Below are 14,375 nucleotides of genomic sequence, written 5' to 3'. Positions count from 1 at the left end.
TCACGGGCGTGCTTCGCACGCCCTGCCACTCCATCCTGGCGCCGGCTGTACAACCAGAACCAACCCGGAAAACCCTAGCACAAGATAGCTGAACAGCTGCCAGCGCAACGCCTCCGGCAGAAAGATGCGCACCACGCAAAACATTGCGCACGCATACAGCGCCATCAACAGCAGTTGCCCGCGAATATCCCGCCACAGACTCCCCAAGCCTTCGGCCTTGATCAGCACCAGCGCCTGAAGCGTCACGCACGCCGCTGCAAAACCTACCAGCAACGCGCTTAATAATCCGCTGACCTCATCGATCAGCAACGGTGCCAGGCCAATCAGGCCCAGCGCCGGCAGCACACCAATATGTAACAGCCATAGGCCGCCAACCCAAAGCATCTGGGCAAACTGCCAAAGCATGGCGCCCGCACGAAGCGGGCGCCGTCTTTCAGATGTGACGAACTTCGACAATCTCGTACTCGATCACGCCACCAGGCGTCTTGACGGCCACCACGTCACCCTCTTCCTTGGCAATCAAGGCGCGGGCCAGCGGCGAACCGACGGAGATCTTGCCGAGTTTGAAGTCGGCCTCGTCTTCACCCACGATGTGGTACACCACGCTTTCGTCAGTCTCGACGTTGGCGATTTCCACGGTGGTGCCGAAAATCACCTTGCCGGTATGCGGGATGGTCGTGACGTCGATAACCACCGAATTCTGCAGGCGGCCTTCGATGTCACGGATCCGCGCCTCGACCATACCTTGCTGCTCGCGGGCAGCATGGTATTCAGCGTTTTCCTTCAGGTCACCCAATTCCCGGGCCGTACCGATGTCCTGGCTCAGCTTTGGACGGACGACCTTGGTCAGGTGGGCGTGCTCTTCTTCCAGGGCTTTTGCGCCCTGGACGGTCATTGGGTATTTGATCATGCCTTCAATCCTGCGTGTAGATCCTGCAAGCGACGCACGGTTTTTTCAGGACCGAACTTCAGCGCTTCGCAGATAGCTTCGCCAGCAGCAATGGTGGTGGTGCAGTAGATCTTGTGCTGCAAGGCGTTACGACGAATGGAGTAGGAGTCCGCGATCGACTGGCGACCTTCGGTGGTGTTGATGATCAAGGTGACTTCGTCATTCTTGATCATGTCGACCACGTGTGGACGGCCTTCCGTCACCTTGTTCACGCGACGCACTTTCAGGCCGGCAGCCTCGATCAGCTTGGCGGTCCCGGCAGTGGCCACGACTTCGAAGCCCAAGTTGATCAGATCACGGGCCACGCCTGCAACCAGCGGCTTGTCATCATCGCGCACGCTGATGAACGCAGTACCGCCGGTAGGCAGCACTTCGCTGGCGCCCATCTGGGCTTTGGCGAATGCTTCACCGAAGGTATCGCCCACGCCCATCACTTCACCGGTGGACTTCATCTCCGGGCCCAGGATCGGGTCCACACCAGGGAATTTGGCGAATGGGAACACCGCCTCTTTCACACTGTAGAAGTTCGGAATGATTTCCTTGGTGAAGCCGATTTCCTTCAAGGTCTTACCGGCCATCACACGGGCAGCAATCATTGCCAGGGAAACACCGATGCACTTGGAAACAAACGGCACGGTACGCGAGGCGCGCGGGTTGACTTCGATGACGTAGATGTCTTCGCCTTGCAGCGCCAACTGTACGTTCATCAGGCCGACCACGCCCAACTCCAGGGCCATTTTCTTGACCTGTTCGCGCATCTCGTCCTGGATGTGTGCAGGCAGCGAGTATGGCGGCAGCGAGCAAGCGGAGTCACCGGAGTGAACGCCAGCCTGTTCGATGTGCTGCATGATCGCGCCGATCACCACGTCGGTGCCGTCGCAGACCGCATCCACGTCCATCTCGATGGCGCAGTTGAGGAAGTGGTCCAGCAGCACCGGGCTGTCGTTGGACACTTTCACCGCATCACGCAGGTAACGCTTGAGTTCGTCTTCTTCGTAGACGATTTCCATCGCCCGGCCGCCCAGTACGTAGGACGGACGCACCACCAGCGGGTAACCAATCTTGCTGGCCGCGCGGATCGCTTCGTCTTCGCTGCGCACAGTGGCGTTTGGCGGCTGACGCAGGTTCAGGCGCTCAACCATCTGCTGGAAGCGCTCACGGTCTTCGGCACGGTCGATAGCGTCAGGGCTGGTACCGATGATCGGCACGCCAGCAGCTTCAAGTGCGCGAGCCAGTTTCAACGGGGTTTGGCCGCCGTACTGGACGATCACGCCTTTTGGCTTCTCGACACGGCAGATTTCCAGTACGTCTTCCAGGGTTACCGGCTCGAAGTACAGACGGTCGGAAGTGTCGTAGTCAGTAGAAACAGTTTCCGGGTTGCAGTTGACCATGATGGTCTCGTACCCGTCTTCGCGCAGGGCGAGAGCGGCGTGTACGCAGCAATAATCGAACTCGATGCCTTGGCCGATACGGTTTGGACCGCCGCCCAGGATCATGATCTTGTCGCGGCCCGACGGCGCGGCTTCGCACTCTTCCTCGTAGGTGGAGTACATGTATGCAGTGTCGGTGGCGAACTCGGCCGCACAGGTATCAACGCGCTTGTAGACCGGGAAGATGTCCAGCTTGTGGCGATGGGTGCGCAGGTTCTTCTCGGTCACGCCCAGCAGCTTGGCCAGACGCATGTCGGAGAAACCTTTGCGCTTGAGGCGGAACATCAGATCGCGGTCGATGGAGGACAGACCGAGGGTCTTGACCTTCTCTTCTTCCTTGATCAGATCTTCGATCTGCACCAGGAACCACGGGTCGATCATGTTCATGCCGAAGATGTCTTCGACGGTCATGCCGGCGCGGAAAGCATCGGCCACGTACCAGATACGCTCGGCACCCGGCACGGTCAGCTCGCGCTTGAGCACGCTCATGCTTTCCGGGTTGCTCAGGTCGAGCTTCTCGTCCAGGCCGCAAACGCCCACTTCCAGGCCGCGCAGGGCTTTCTGCAGGGACTCCTGGAAGGTCCGGCCGATGGCCATGACTTCACCAACCGACTTCATCTGAGTGGTCAGGCGGGCGTCGGCTTTCGGGAATTTCTCGAAAGCGAAGCGTGGCAGCTTGGTGACGACGTAATCGATCGACGGCTCGAAGGAAGCCGGTGTTGCGCCGCCGGTGATTTCGTTCTGCAGCTCGTCCAGGGTGTAACCGATCGCCAGCTTGGCGGCGATGCGCGCAATCGGGAAGCCGGTAGCTTTCGATGCCAGCGCCGAAGAACGCGATACACGCGGGTTCATCTCGATCACAACCATGCGGCCAGTGTCCGGGCAGATGCCGAACTGGACGTTGGAGCCACCGGTTTCCACACCGATCTCACGCAGCACCGCCAAAGAGGCGTTACGCATGATCTGGTATTCCTTGTCCGTCAGGGTCTGTGCCGGCGCAACGGTGATCGAGTCACCGGTGTGCACGCCCATCGGGTCGAAGTTTTCGATCGAGCAGACGATGATGCAGTTGTCCTTCTTATCGCGGACAACCTCCATCTCATATTCTTTCCAGCCGATCAGGGATTCGTCGATCAGCAGCTCTTTGGTCGGAGACAGGTCCAGGCCGCGGGCGCAGATTTCTTCGAACTCTTCACGGTTGTAAGCGATACCGCCGCCGGTGCCGCCCATGGTGAAGGACGGACGGATGATGCACGGGAAGCCCAGGCGCTCCAGGACCGCGTTGGCCTCTTCCATGCTGTGGGCGATACCGGAACGCGGGCAATCAAGGCCGATGGACTTCATGGCCTTGTCGAAACGCGAACGGTCTTCAGCCTTGTCGATGGTGTCGGCATTGGCGCCGATCATCTCTACGCCGAACTTCTCCAGGACGCCTTCGCGCTCCAGGTCCAGTGCGCAGTTCAGGGCGGTCTGGCCACCCATGGTTGGCAGCAGGGCGTCCGGACGCTCTTTCTCGATGATCTTGGCAACGGTCTGCCACTTGATCGGCTCGATGTAGGTGGCGTCGGCCATGTCCGGGTCGGTCATGATGGTGGCCGGGTTGGAGTTCACCAGGATGACGCGGTAGCCCTCTTCGCGCAGGGCTTTACAGGCCTGGGCGCCGGAGTAGTCGAATTCGCAGGCCTGGCCGATCACGATCGGGCCAGCGCCGAGAATCAGGATGCTTTTTATGTCTGTACGTTTTGGCATGGGTTTGTCACTCAAATCCGCAGGTCAGTCGGCAAGCCGTCTTGAACAATCTTTGAAGAGCCCGAGGGGGCCGCCGGTTTCCCGGGCCGCCCTCAGGCCGCTCAGTTAGCGTCGCTTGGCCATCTCATTGATGAAACGGTCGAACAGCGGCGCTACGTCGTTCGGGCCCGGGCTTGCTTCAGGGTGGCCCTGGAAGCTGAACGCGCTCTTGTCGGTGCGCTCGATACCTTGCAGGGAACCGTCGAACAGCGACTTGTGAATCGCCCGGACGTTGCCCGGCAGCGTCGCTTCATCCACCGCAAAACCGTGGTTCTGGCTGGTGATCATCACGACGCCAGTGTCCAGGTCCTGCACCGGGTGGTTGGCACCGTGGTGGCCGTGACCCATTTTCAGGGTCTTGGCGCCGGAAGCCAGGGCCAGCAACTGGTGGCCGAGGCAGATGCCGAATACCGGGATCTCGGTTTCCAGCACTTCCTTGATCGCCTTGATGGCGTAGTCGCAAGGCTCCGGGTCACCCGGGCCGTTGGACAGGAACACGCCGTCCGGCTGCAGGGCCAGTACGTCGTTGGCCGGGGTCTGCGCAGGCACCACGGTCACGCGGCAACCGCGCTCGACCAGCATGCGCAGGATGTTGTGCTTGATACCGTAGTCGTAGGCCACGACGTGGTAAGGCAGTTCGGAAGCTTCGATGGTCGCGTGGCTGTCGGTCTTCAAGTCCCAGACGGTGGAGCGCCACTCGTACGTTTCCTTGGTGCTGACGACTTTCGCCAGATCCATGCCTTTCAGGCCAGGGAAACCTTGGGCCGCTGCGATCGCTGCTTCTTCGGAGATGTTGTCACCGGCCATGATGCAGCCGTTCTGCGAGCCTTTTTCACGCAGGATGCGTGTCAGGCGACGCGTATCGATACCGGCGATCGCCACAACGTTGTTGGCTTTCAGGTAATCGGACAGGGACATCGTGTTACGCCAGTTGCTCGCTACCAGTGGCAGGTCACGAATGACCAGGCCAGCCGACCAGACACGATCAGACTCGGCGTCTTCCGGTGTAGTACCGGTGTTGCCGATGTGCGGATAGGTCAGGGTAACGATCTGTTGGGCGTAGGAAGGATCAGTAAGGATTTCCTGATAGCCGGTCATGGCGGTGTTGAACACCACCTCTCCAACGGTCTGACCGTCGGCTCCAATGGCTTCGCCGCGAAAAATGCTGCCATCAGCAAGGGCGAGTATGGCTGGCTTAGTCAAGAAGACCTCCCGTAAATAAAGCCTGAAAGGGCGATCGCAGGTTGTAAAAAAGCGGAGTGACGTATGGACACGTCACCCCGCTTCTTCACTGAATTATTCTGCGCGCTTTTAGTGGACACACTAAAGCTGTAGCTTACAGAAAAAGGCTTTTTTGGTCCACCGCTAATGAGCCTTAAAGGCAGGGGAATGCGACAGGACGTCGCCTAGCGGGTAAAAACGGGGCCTCAGCATATTCCTGAGACCCCGTTTTAGCTACTTCTTAATGCAGGTCCAGCACGTCGCGCATGTCGTACAGGCCCGGCGCACGACCCTCCAGCCACAGCGCCGCACGTACAGCACCCTTGGCGAACGTCATGCGACTCGATGCCTTGTGGGTGATCTCAAGACGCTCACCCTCGGTTGCGAACAGCACGGTGTGATCGCCCACCACATCACCGCCGCGAACGGTGGCAAAACCGATGGTGTCGTGGGCGCGGGCACCGGTATGGCCTTCACGACCATACACCGCCACCTTTGACAGGTCCCGCCCAAGGGCATCGGCAATCGCCTCACCCATACGCAATGCCGTACCGGACGGCGCATCTATCTTGTGCCGGTGATGAGTCTCGATGATCTCGATGTCAGCCTCATCACCCATCACCCGCGCCGCCATGTCGAGCAGCTTCAGCGACAGATTGACGCCGACGCTGAAATTGGCCGCGAACACGATTGGAATATCCTTGCCCGCCTCCACCAGCAGCTGCTTTTGCTCGGCGCTCAGGCCCGTTGTGCCAATCACCATGGCCTTGCCCGCCTTGCGGCAGAACGCCAGGTTTTTCAGCATCACGTCCGGCAGGGTGAAATCGATCAGCACGTCGAACTCGTCGGCAACCTGCTCCAGATTGCCGGACAACGAAACGCCGATCCGCCCCAGGGACGCCAACTCACCCGCATCCGCACCAATCAAGGTGCTGCCGGGACGAACAATCGCCGCCGTCAGCCCGGAGGCCGGCGAGCGTGCCTGCACGGCCTCGACCAGGGTCTTGCCCATGCGCCCGGCAGCGCCCATCACCGCGATACGTCGCATACTCACTTCCTTACAGGTCGCCGAAGAAGCGCTTCACGCCTTCGAACCAGCCGGTGGTTTTTGGCGAATGAGTGTCATCGCCGGCCAGGGAGCTGCGGAACTCTTCCAGCAGTTCGCGCTGACGACGCCCCAGGTTCACCGGCGTCTCTACCGCCACACGGCACATCAGGTCGCCAGCACCGCCACCGCGCACCGGCGCAACGCCTTTGCCACGGATACGGAACTGCTTGCCGGTCTGCGTACCCTCAGGGATCTTCAGCTTGACCCGACCGTCCAGCGTCGGAATCTCAAGCTCGCCACCCAAGGCCGCATCGACAAAGCTGATCGGCACTTCACAGAACAGATGCTTGCCGTCGCGCTGGAAGATCGAGTGCTCGCGCACATTGATCACCACATACAGGTCGCCCGTCGGACCGCCCTGAGTGCCCGCCTCGCCTTCGCCCGACAGACGAATGCGGTCGCCGGTATCAACACCCGCCGGCACTTTCACCGAGAGGGTCTTGTACTCTTCGACACGCCCTTCGCCGTGGCACGAGTCGCACGGATCGGAAATGATCTTGCCCTGGCCGTGGCAGCGCGGGCAGGTTTGCTGCACCGAGAAGAAGCCTTGCTGCATGCGTACCTGGCCGATACCGCCGCAAGTCGGGCACGTGATCGGCGAGGAGCCCTTCTTGGCGCCCGAACCGTCGCACGGCTTGCAATTGACCAGCGTCGGAACACGGATATTGACGCTGGTGCCGCGCACCGCTTCTTCCAGGTTCAGCTCCAGGGTGTAGCGCAGGTCGCTGCCACGCTGGGCACCGCCACGCTGGCCACCGCGGCCGCCGCCAAAGAAGTCGCTGAACACGTCGCCGAAAATATCGGAGAAGTTCTGCCCGCCGAAACCGGCACCGCCGCCACCCATGCTTGGGTCGACACCGGCATGGCCATACTGGTCGTAAGCGGCGCGCTTGTTCGGATCACACAGGCATTCGTAGGCCTCATTGGCCTCTTTGAACAGCTCTTCGGATTCTTTGCTATCCGGATTACGGTCCGGGTGGTGCTTCATCGCCAGGCGACGGTAAGCCTTTTTCAGGTCCGCCTCGCTGGAGCCACGCTCCACACCCAACACTTCGTAATAGTCACGCTTTGCCATAAGTCTTTGCACTCTTAAGGACGTCCGGCAAAACCCTCCTGAGCCTTGCCAAACTCGTTGAGCCCCAATACAGGCCCGGACCCAACTCACGTCAATTCAACGATCCTGGTCGTTACTGCTTTCAACCGGAAACCGGCCAAAAACGCGGTGACTGTCGTCCGGAAAGCAGGAGCATTCCCGATCACACCGCCAGCATCCGAGCGTTGTCGCATGCTGTAAAAATTCGCGTACCCCAGACACGCCAACGCGGGAGCAAGCTCCCGCGCGGCGACATCCTACCAGTCACCGCTTGTGAGCGGTCAACCGGGCGACCAAGTTACTTCTGGTCTTTGACTTCTTCGAACTCGGCATCGACAACATCGTCGTGCTTGGCTTCAGGTTCTGCCTGGTGTGCAGCACCATCAGCCGGCTGGCCTTGTTCGGCGTACATTTTCTGAGCCACTGGCGCAGAGACTTTCGACAGCTCTTCAACCTTGGCTTCGATAGCAGCCTTGTCGTCGCCTTTAACGGCGGCTTCCAGGGCAACTACTGCGGCTTCGATTGCAGTTTTCTCTTCGGCAGTCACTTTGTCGCCAGCATCAGCGATCATTTTGCGAGTCGAGTGAACCAGTGCATCACCCTGGTTACGGGCAGCGGCCAGCTCTTCGAACTTGCGGTCTTCGTCAGCGTTGGCTTCAGCGTCACGGATCATCTGCTGGATTTCTTCCTCGGACAGACCCGAGTTAGCCTTGATCACGATCGACTGAGTCTTGCCGGTGGCCTTGTCTTTGGCGCCTACGTGCAGAATGCCGTTGGCGTCGATGTCGAAGGTCACTTCAATTTGTGGCACGCCACGTGGTGCTGGTGGAATCTCGGCCAGGTCGAACTTGCCCAGGGACTTGTTCTGACCGGCTTGCTTACGCTCACCTTGCAGCACGTGAATGGTCACGGCGCCCTGGTTATCGTCGGCAGTCGAGAACACTTGCGATTTCTTGGTAGGAATCGTGGTGTTTTTCTCGATCAGCGCAGTCATCACGCCGCCCATGGTTTCGATACCCAGGGTCAGCGGGCTTACGTCCAGCAGCAGAACGTCTTTCACGTCGCCGGCCAATACCGCGCCCTGGATGGCAGCACCCATGGCAACTGCTTCGTCCGGGTTCACGTCTTTACGCGCTTCTTTACCGAAGAACTCGGTAACCAGCTTCTGAACCAGTGGCATACGGGTCTGACCGCCCACCAGGATCACGTCGTTGATCGCGCCAACGTCGATACCCGAGTCTTTCAGCGCAATGCGGCAAGGCTCGATGGTGCGTTGAACCAGGTCTTCTACCAGCGCCTCCAGCTTGGCGCGGGAGATTTTCACGTTCAAGTGCTTAGGACCGGTAGCGTCTGCAGTGATGTACGGCAGGTTCACGTCGGTCGAATTGCTCGAAGACAGTTCGATCTTGGCTTTCTCAGCGGCTTCTTTCAGGCGCTGCATGGCCAGCGGGTCACCCTTGAGGTTCATGCCGCTTTCTTTCTTGAATTCGTCAACGAGGTAGTCGATCAGACGAATGTCAAAGTCTTCACCGCCCAGGAACGTGTCACCGTTGGTGGCCAACACTTCGAACTGGTGCTCGCCATCGACTTCAGCGATTTCGATCACGGAAACGTCGAAGGTACCGCCACCCAGGTCGTAAACGATCACAGTGTGGTCGCCCTTGGCCTTGTCCATACCGTAGGCCAGAGCGGCTGCGGTTGGTTCGTTGATGATACGTTTCACGTCCAGGCCAGCAATACGGCCGGCGTCTTTGGTCGCCTGGCGCTGGCTGTCGTTGAAGTAAGCCGGAACGGTGATCACCGCTTCAGTCACGGCTTCACCGAGGTAGTCTTCGGCGGTTTTCTTCATCTTTTTCAAGATTTCAGCCGAGATTTGTGGCGGCGACATTTTCTGGCCGTTCACTTCAACCCAGGCGTCACCGTTGTCAGCCTTGGCGATTTTGTACGGGACCATCTTGATGTCTTTCTGTACGACTTCTTCGTCGAACTTACGACCGATCAGACGCTTCACCGCGTACAGGGTGTTATGCGGATTGGTCACAGCTTGACGTTTGGCGGACTGGCCCACCAGGATTTCGCCGTCGTTGGCATAAGCCACGATGGACGGAGTGGTGCGTGCGCCTTCGGCGTTTTCAATAACTTTGGATACGCCGTTTTCCAGCACGGAGACGCAGGAGTTGGTAGTCCCCAGGTCGATACCGATAATTTTGCCCATGATTTACTCTCCCGAAACTTAGATTTTTTTGCCGCAGCAGTGGTGGCTAACTGCGGCAGTACTTAAACGCTTGACTTATAGATGGGGCCGTTACGACTTATTTCAAGCCTGCTCATCAATAGAAGGTGCAACCGGTGCAGGAGCCTTGCTCACCACAACCATTGCCGGGCGCAGCAAGCGACCGTTGAGCTGGTAACCCTTCTGGAACACCTTCAATACGCTGTTCGGCTCAAGATCAGCGTTTTCCTGCATCGCCATTGCCTGGTGATGCTCGGCATTGAACGGCTCGCCGCCTTGCGGATCGATGGCTTCCAGCTGATAACGCTTCAGGGTGTCCTGGAACATTTTCAGGGTCAGTTCGATCCCTTCGCGCATTGGGCGGATGTTTTCGTCGTCCGGGTTGGACAGCTCAAGGCCACGCTCCAGGCTGTCGATGATCGGCAACAGATCACCGGCAAATTTTTCCAGGGCGAATTTGTGAGCTTTTTCTACATCCTGCTCGGCGCGGCGGCGGACGTTCTGCAGATCGGCGGCAACACGCAACGATTGATCCTGTGCGCCTGCCAATTGCTCTTCGAGCACTTGCACACGAGCGGCCAAGTCTTCACCTGCGGCCTGGTTGGCGTCTGGATTTTGCGTATCCTGCGTCTGTTCGTCAGCCATAGATTTCTCCTTTCAAAATCATGCGCGAACTCGACTCGCGCTTCTGTTCCGGTATATGGGGCCACAATTTTCAGGTTCAAGGGTTGAGGCGTTACCAAAAGTCTTTCACTTGTCCTGGATCAATTCTTATCAATCATTCCCTGTTGCGCTTAAAAAGCGATTTATTCAAGCAAATCGGACTAAGCATCAGGATTGTCACCTCCAAACAAAACACTGTATAAATAACCAGACCTAAAGCCTGGGAGCGGCCGTCATGCTGGTGCACCTGTCCGTACATAACTACGCCATCGTTGAACATCTGGATCTTGAACTGGATCGCGGGATGAGCGTAATCACAGGCGAAACCGGCGCCGGCAAGTCGATCATGCTCGACGCCCTGGGCCTGACCCTGGGTGATCGCGCCGACAGCGGGGTAGTACGCCCGGGCGCCGACAAGGCCGATATCCTCGCCACCTTTGACCTGGCCGATATCCCGGAAGCCGAGGCCTGGCTTGCCGAGCGCGACCTTAACAATGAAGGCCCGTGCATCCTGCGCCGGGTGATCACGGCCGAAGGGCGCTCCCGCGGCTATATAAATGGCACGCCCTGCCCGCTCGGCGATTTGAAAGCCCTGGGCGAACTGCTGATCGATATCCACAGCCAGCATGAACACCAGTCCCTGCTGAAAACCGACACCCATCGCCGACTCCTCGACGAATACGCCGGTGCCACCGATCTTGCGCGCCAGGTGCAATTGGCTGCGCAGCGCTGGCGCCAGACCCGCCAGGAGCTGGAGCGCCTTTCCAACTCCGGCGATGAGCAGCGTGCCCGCCACCAATTGCTCAGCTACCAACTGGAAGAGCTGGAAAGCCTGGGGCTCGGCGAGACGGAACTGGAGCAACTGGAACAGGAACACAAGAACCTCACCAACGCCGAAACCCTGCTGGGCATCTGCCGGCAAGTGGTGGAGCAGTGCAGCGAAAGTGACTCCGGCAATGTGCTCAACGCCCTGACTGCCAGCCTGAACCGGCTATCCAGCGTGAATAACGCATCAGGCTCGCTGAACGAAGCCACCACCTTGCTGACCAGTGCGCAAATCCAGGTAGAAGAAGCCGTGGGCGAACTGAACCGCTTTCTCGATCACTTCGATGCCGACCCAGCCCGCCTGCAGGATATAGAAGAGCGCCTGGACACCATCTACACCCTGGCGCGCAAACACCGGATCCAGCCGACCGAAGTCGCAACCATGCAGCAAAAGCTGCTGGATGAAATTGAAACCCTGAACGCAAACGACGAATCCATCGAGCGACTGGGTGAAGAGCTGGCGTCCTTTGCTCGCCATTATCACGAGAAAGCCCGAGAACTCAGCGACCTGCGCCATCAGGCAGCGACCGGCCTGGCCAGCGCGGTGGAGCAGGAAATCCAGCGCCTGGGCATGCCCGGCGGGCGCTTCACCATCGAGTTGCACACTAACACCAGCAATGAACTGCTGCCCAACGGCCTTGAACAGGTAGAACTGCTGGTCAGCGCGAACCCGGGCCAGCCACTCAAGGCACTGGCAAAGGTAGCTTCCGGCGGCGAGCTGTCGCGGATCAGCCTGGCGATTCAGGTGATCACCGCCCAGACCTCTCGCGTGCCAACACTGGTATTCGATGAAGTGGACGTAGGGATCGGCGGCCCGACTGCCGAGATCGTGGGCCAGTTGCTGCGCCGGCTGGGCGATCGCGGCCAGGTACTGACCGTTACCCACTTGCCACAAGTAGCCGCCCAAGGGCATCAGCACTTGTTCGTGCACAAGGTGCGAGGCAGCGATGCGACCCATACCGCCGTGTCCAAGCTGAACAAGACCGAACGGGTAGAAGAAGTGGCGCGGATGCTCGGCGGCATCGATCTGACCAAGGAGTCCTTGGCTCACGCGAAAAAAATGGTGGTAACCGCGAAGGTCTGAAGCCTGGCTTACTGAGTATTTTCTTTCTATAGAAAGCACGAAGGCGACCCTAGGGTCGCCTTCGATCGTTTCGCAGAGCGAATCTGCGTAGCTTTCTTACTTTTTCTTACGTATGTAGAGAACCAGATTGTGGTCCACCAAATCGAATCCATGCTGCTCAGCGATCATGTGCTGGAGCTTCTCGATTTCCGGACTGGTGAACTCGATAACCTCATTGGTATCCAGGTCAACCATGTGGTCGTGATGACCGCCGTCGGCCAATTCGAACACTGCATGACCGCCGTCGAAATTATGACGAACCACCAGTCCTGCTGCTTCAAACTGGGTCAGAACACGGTAAACCGTGGCCAGGCCAACGTCCTCGTTAGACTCCATCAGCGCCTTATATACATCCTCGGCACTCATGTGGCGCTGCTCAGCAGAATCGAGCATTTGTAGAATCTTGACTCGTGGCAGAGTCACTTTAAGACCGGCTTTGCGTAGTTCGCTATTTTCAACCATGGTTAGCTTTCTCGCGGATGCTGCTTCGCAGCTTCTCTTAATACGGGTATGATCGGCGTTTACGTTGTCCCAGCCAAGATAGTGGAAGTCGCCCACCGATGCAAAACACCAAGCTCTTGCTAACCAGTTTCACCTTTGTGGGACTGCTCGCACTCGCCGGTTGTTCATTCCCCGGGGTTTACAAAATCGACATCCAGCAGGGCAATGTCGTCACGCAGGACATGATAGACCAGTTACGCCCGGGAATGACCCGACGGCAAGTACGGTTTATCATGGGCAATCCCCTGCTGACCGACACATTCCATGCCGATCGCTGGGATTATCTCTATAGCATCCAACCTGGTGGCGGTGAACGCCAGCAGGAGCGGGTCAGTGTCATCTTCAATGGCAATGACCAGCTCGTCAGCCTGTCGGGGGACTTCAAACCGGGCGTAAGCCGCGATGAAGCCTTGCTGGGCAAGGACAACGGCACCACCGCTCCTGCGCCCGCGCAGAACGAGGAGAAGCCCAAGTCCGAGGTACCGGCCAAGCCCGGCTCCTTGCTGGACGAGATCCAGAAAGGCGTCGACGGCGTACAAACCGTTCCGGTGCCGACTCCAGAACCCCTGGATGCCAGCCCGCAATAAGTTTGCAGCGCTCGATAAAAAGCCCGGCATGCCGGGCTTTTTGTTGCCTGCTGTTTCGCAAGCTATGAATTCTGCTGCTTTGCCTTGGCAGCCTTGGCCGCACGCAAACGACGTATCTCCATCGGATCTGCGAGCAATGGCCGATAGATCTCGATTCGGTCTCCAGCCTGCACCACACGCACGTCAGCGTCTGCCACCACCTTGCCGAAAATCCCCAAGGGGCAATCCTGCAGATTCAGCTCCGGAAATTGCGCAGCCATCCCCGAGCCCAACGCTGCAGCCCTGAGGGTTGAGCCCGGCGCTACTGCCAGGCTCATCAACACCTGGCGATCCACCGCGGCGTACACCACCTCGATTTCAACCAATGGCTCAGCCATGCATTTGCTTGGCGCGCTGGCAAAACGCGTCCACCAGAGTATTCGCCGCCTGATTGAACAGTGGCCCCAGGGTGGCACGCACGATAGGGCCGGCATAGTCGAACGACAGGTCCAGGCTGATCTTGCAGGCTTTCTCGTTCAACGCCTTGAACACCCACACACCGTGCAACTGAGTGAACGGACCTTCTTCGAGATTCATCTCGATGGACTGCCCGGGCACCAGCGTGTTGCGCGTGACAAAGTGCTGGCTCAAGCCGCCCTTTGCCACCCCCACGCTGGCAACCATGTGCTCATCACTGCTCTCCAACACCTCGGCAGTCGAACACCAAGGCAGGAACTCCGGGTAACGCGCCACGTCGTTGACCAGGTCATAGAGCGCCTGTGCCGGATAAGGCAGCAGGGCCGAACGTTGAATATGCGTCGTCATGTGAGCGTTATTTCCACAGCTGAGCGGCAAACATCGCGAAAGGACAACAG

The 14,375-nt window shown here is 58.8% G+C and carries 13 protein-coding genes; 2 read left to right on the top strand and 11 right to left on the bottom strand.

Annotated features, from left to right (window positions below; all coding sequences use genetic code 11):
* From QF039_RS33400 to grpE, 8 genes are all read right to left on the bottom strand, one after another.
* Positions 1 to 405 carry a hypothetical protein gene (locus tag QF039_RS33400; RefSeq protein WP_003212207.1) on the bottom strand — a complete coding sequence of 135 codons (405 nt, stop codon included), beginning with the start codon at positions 403 to 405 and terminating at the stop codon, positions 1 to 3.
* A gap of 28 nt (positions 406 to 433) precedes the next feature.
* The gene (gene greA, locus QF039_RS33395) at positions 434 to 910 is read right to left on the bottom strand and encodes a transcription elongation factor GreA (RefSeq protein WP_003212209.1); all 477 of its coding nucleotides are present in this window, start codon (positions 908 to 910) and stop codon (positions 434 to 436) included.
* Positions 907 to 4,128, bottom strand: a complete 3,222-nt coding sequence (gene carB, locus QF039_RS33390; RefSeq protein WP_003212212.1) for a carbamoyl-phosphate synthase large subunit — start codon at positions 4,126 to 4,128, stop codon at positions 907 to 909. Before carB ends, greA begins: the two co-directional genes overlap by 4 nt.
* Before the next feature lie 105 nt (positions 4,129 to 4,233).
* The gene (carA, locus tag QF039_RS33385) at positions 4,234 to 5,370 is read right to left on the bottom strand and encodes a glutamine-hydrolyzing carbamoyl-phosphate synthase small subunit (protein ID WP_003212214.1); all 1,137 of its coding nucleotides are present in this window, start codon (positions 5,368 to 5,370) and stop codon (positions 4,234 to 4,236) included.
* Between the two features lie 259 nt (positions 5,371 to 5,629).
* Positions 5,630 to 6,436, bottom strand: a complete 807-nt coding sequence (gene dapB / locus QF039_RS33380) for a 4-hydroxy-tetrahydrodipicolinate reductase (protein WP_087693401.1) — start codon at positions 6,434 to 6,436, stop codon at positions 5,630 to 5,632.
* Positions 6,437 to 6,446: 10 nt separating this feature from the next.
* Positions 6,447 to 7,571: a molecular chaperone DnaJ gene (gene dnaJ / locus QF039_RS33375; protein ID WP_003212219.1), complete on the bottom strand. Its 1,125-nt coding sequence runs from the start codon at positions 7,569 to 7,571 to the stop codon at positions 6,447 to 6,449.
* Between the two features lie 316 nt (positions 7,572 to 7,887).
* Positions 7,888 to 9,804, bottom strand: a complete 1,917-nt coding sequence (gene dnaK / locus QF039_RS33370) for a molecular chaperone DnaK (protein WP_003212222.1) — start codon at positions 9,802 to 9,804, stop codon at positions 7,888 to 7,890.
* A gap of 102 nt (positions 9,805 to 9,906) precedes the next feature.
* Positions 9,907 to 10,467, bottom strand: coding sequence for a nucleotide exchange factor GrpE (grpE, locus tag QF039_RS33365; protein ID WP_003212224.1), 561 nt, complete (start codon positions 10,465 to 10,467; stop codon positions 9,907 to 9,909).
* A 253-nt stretch (positions 10,468 to 10,720) separates the two neighbouring features.
* Here grpE and recN point away from each other — a divergent pair, with 253 nt between their 5' ends.
* Positions 10,721 to 12,394 carry a DNA repair protein RecN gene (gene recN, locus QF039_RS33360; protein WP_087693402.1) on the top strand — a complete coding sequence of 558 codons (1,674 nt, stop codon included), beginning with the start codon at positions 10,721 to 10,723 and terminating at the stop codon, positions 12,392 to 12,394.
* A 96-nt stretch (positions 12,395 to 12,490) separates the two neighbouring features.
* Here recN and fur read toward each other — a convergent pair whose 3' ends face one another.
* Positions 12,491 to 12,895, bottom strand: coding sequence for a ferric iron uptake transcriptional regulator (gene fur, locus QF039_RS33355; RefSeq protein WP_003212228.1), 405 nt, complete (start codon positions 12,893 to 12,895; stop codon positions 12,491 to 12,493).
* A 98-nt stretch (positions 12,896 to 12,993) separates the two neighbouring features.
* Between fur and QF039_RS33350 the strand changes: the two genes are divergently transcribed.
* The gene (locus tag QF039_RS33350) at positions 12,994 to 13,521 is read left to right on the top strand and encodes an outer membrane protein assembly factor BamE (RefSeq protein ID WP_003212232.1); all 528 of its coding nucleotides are present in this window, start codon (positions 12,994 to 12,996) and stop codon (positions 13,519 to 13,521) included.
* A gap of 62 nt (positions 13,522 to 13,583) precedes the next feature.
* Here the strand turns inward: QF039_RS33350 and QF039_RS33345 are convergent, their stop codons facing one another.
* Positions 13,584 to 13,898, bottom strand: a complete 315-nt coding sequence (locus QF039_RS33345; RefSeq protein ID WP_003212234.1) for an RnfH family protein — start codon at positions 13,896 to 13,898, stop codon at positions 13,584 to 13,586.
* On the bottom strand, positions 13,891 to 14,325 hold the full coding sequence (locus QF039_RS33340; protein ID WP_003212236.1) for a type II toxin-antitoxin system RatA family toxin: 435 nt from the start codon (positions 14,323 to 14,325) through the stop codon (positions 13,891 to 13,893). The genes QF039_RS33345 and QF039_RS33340 overlap by 8 nt, the downstream gene beginning before the upstream one ends.
* Positions 14,326 to 14,375: the final 50 nt, after the last annotated feature.

The sequence above is a fragment of the Pseudomonas sp. W2I6 genome (genome assembly GCF_030815935.1).
Lineage (GTDB): Bacteria > Pseudomonadota > Gammaproteobacteria > Pseudomonadales > Pseudomonadaceae > Aquipseudomonas.
The sequence above is the reverse complement of the archived record's forward strand: the minus strand, read 5'-3'. Positions and strand labels throughout refer to the sequence as shown.

Bases quoted from the DNA above. Each gene is read 5' to 3' on its own strand.
- QF039_RS33400 (WP_003212207.1), bottom strand. From the start codon at position 405: ATGCTTTGGCAGTTTGCCCAGATGCTTTGGGTTGGCGGCCTATGGCTG.
- greA (WP_003212209.1), bottom strand. From the start codon at position 910: ATGATCAAATACCCAATGACCGTCCAGGGCGCAAAAGCCCTGGAAGAA.
- carB (WP_003212212.1), bottom strand. From the start codon at position 4,128: ATGCCAAAACGTACAGACATAAAAAGCATCCTGATTCTCGGCGCTGGC.
- dapB (WP_087693401.1), bottom strand. From the start codon at position 6,436: ATGCGACGTATCGCGGTGATGGGCGCTGCCGGGCGCATGGGCAAGACC.
- dnaJ (WP_003212219.1), bottom strand. From the start codon at position 7,571: ATGGCAAAGCGTGACTATTACGAAGTGTTGGGTGTGGAGCGTGGCTCC.
- dnaK (WP_003212222.1), bottom strand. From the start codon at position 9,804: ATGGGCAAAATTATCGGTATCGACCTGGGGACTACCAACTCCTGCGTC.
- grpE (WP_003212224.1), bottom strand. From the start codon at position 10,467: ATGGCTGACGAACAGACGCAGGATACGCAAAATCCAGACGCCAACCAG.
- recN (WP_087693402.1), top strand. From the start codon at position 10,721: ATGCTGGTGCACCTGTCCGTACATAACTACGCCATCGTTGAACATCTG.
- fur (WP_003212228.1), bottom strand. From the start codon at position 12,895: ATGGTTGAAAATAGCGAACTACGCAAAGCCGGTCTTAAAGTGACTCTG.
- QF039_RS33350 (WP_003212232.1), top strand. From the start codon at position 12,994: ATGCAAAACACCAAGCTCTTGCTAACCAGTTTCACCTTTGTGGGACTG.
- QF039_RS33345 (WP_003212234.1), bottom strand. From the start codon at position 13,898: ATGGCTGAGCCATTGGTTGAAATCGAGGTGGTGTACGCCGCGGTGGAT.
- QF039_RS33340 (WP_003212236.1), bottom strand. From the start codon at position 14,325: ATGACGACGCATATTCAACGTTCGGCCCTGCTGCCTTATCCGGCACAG.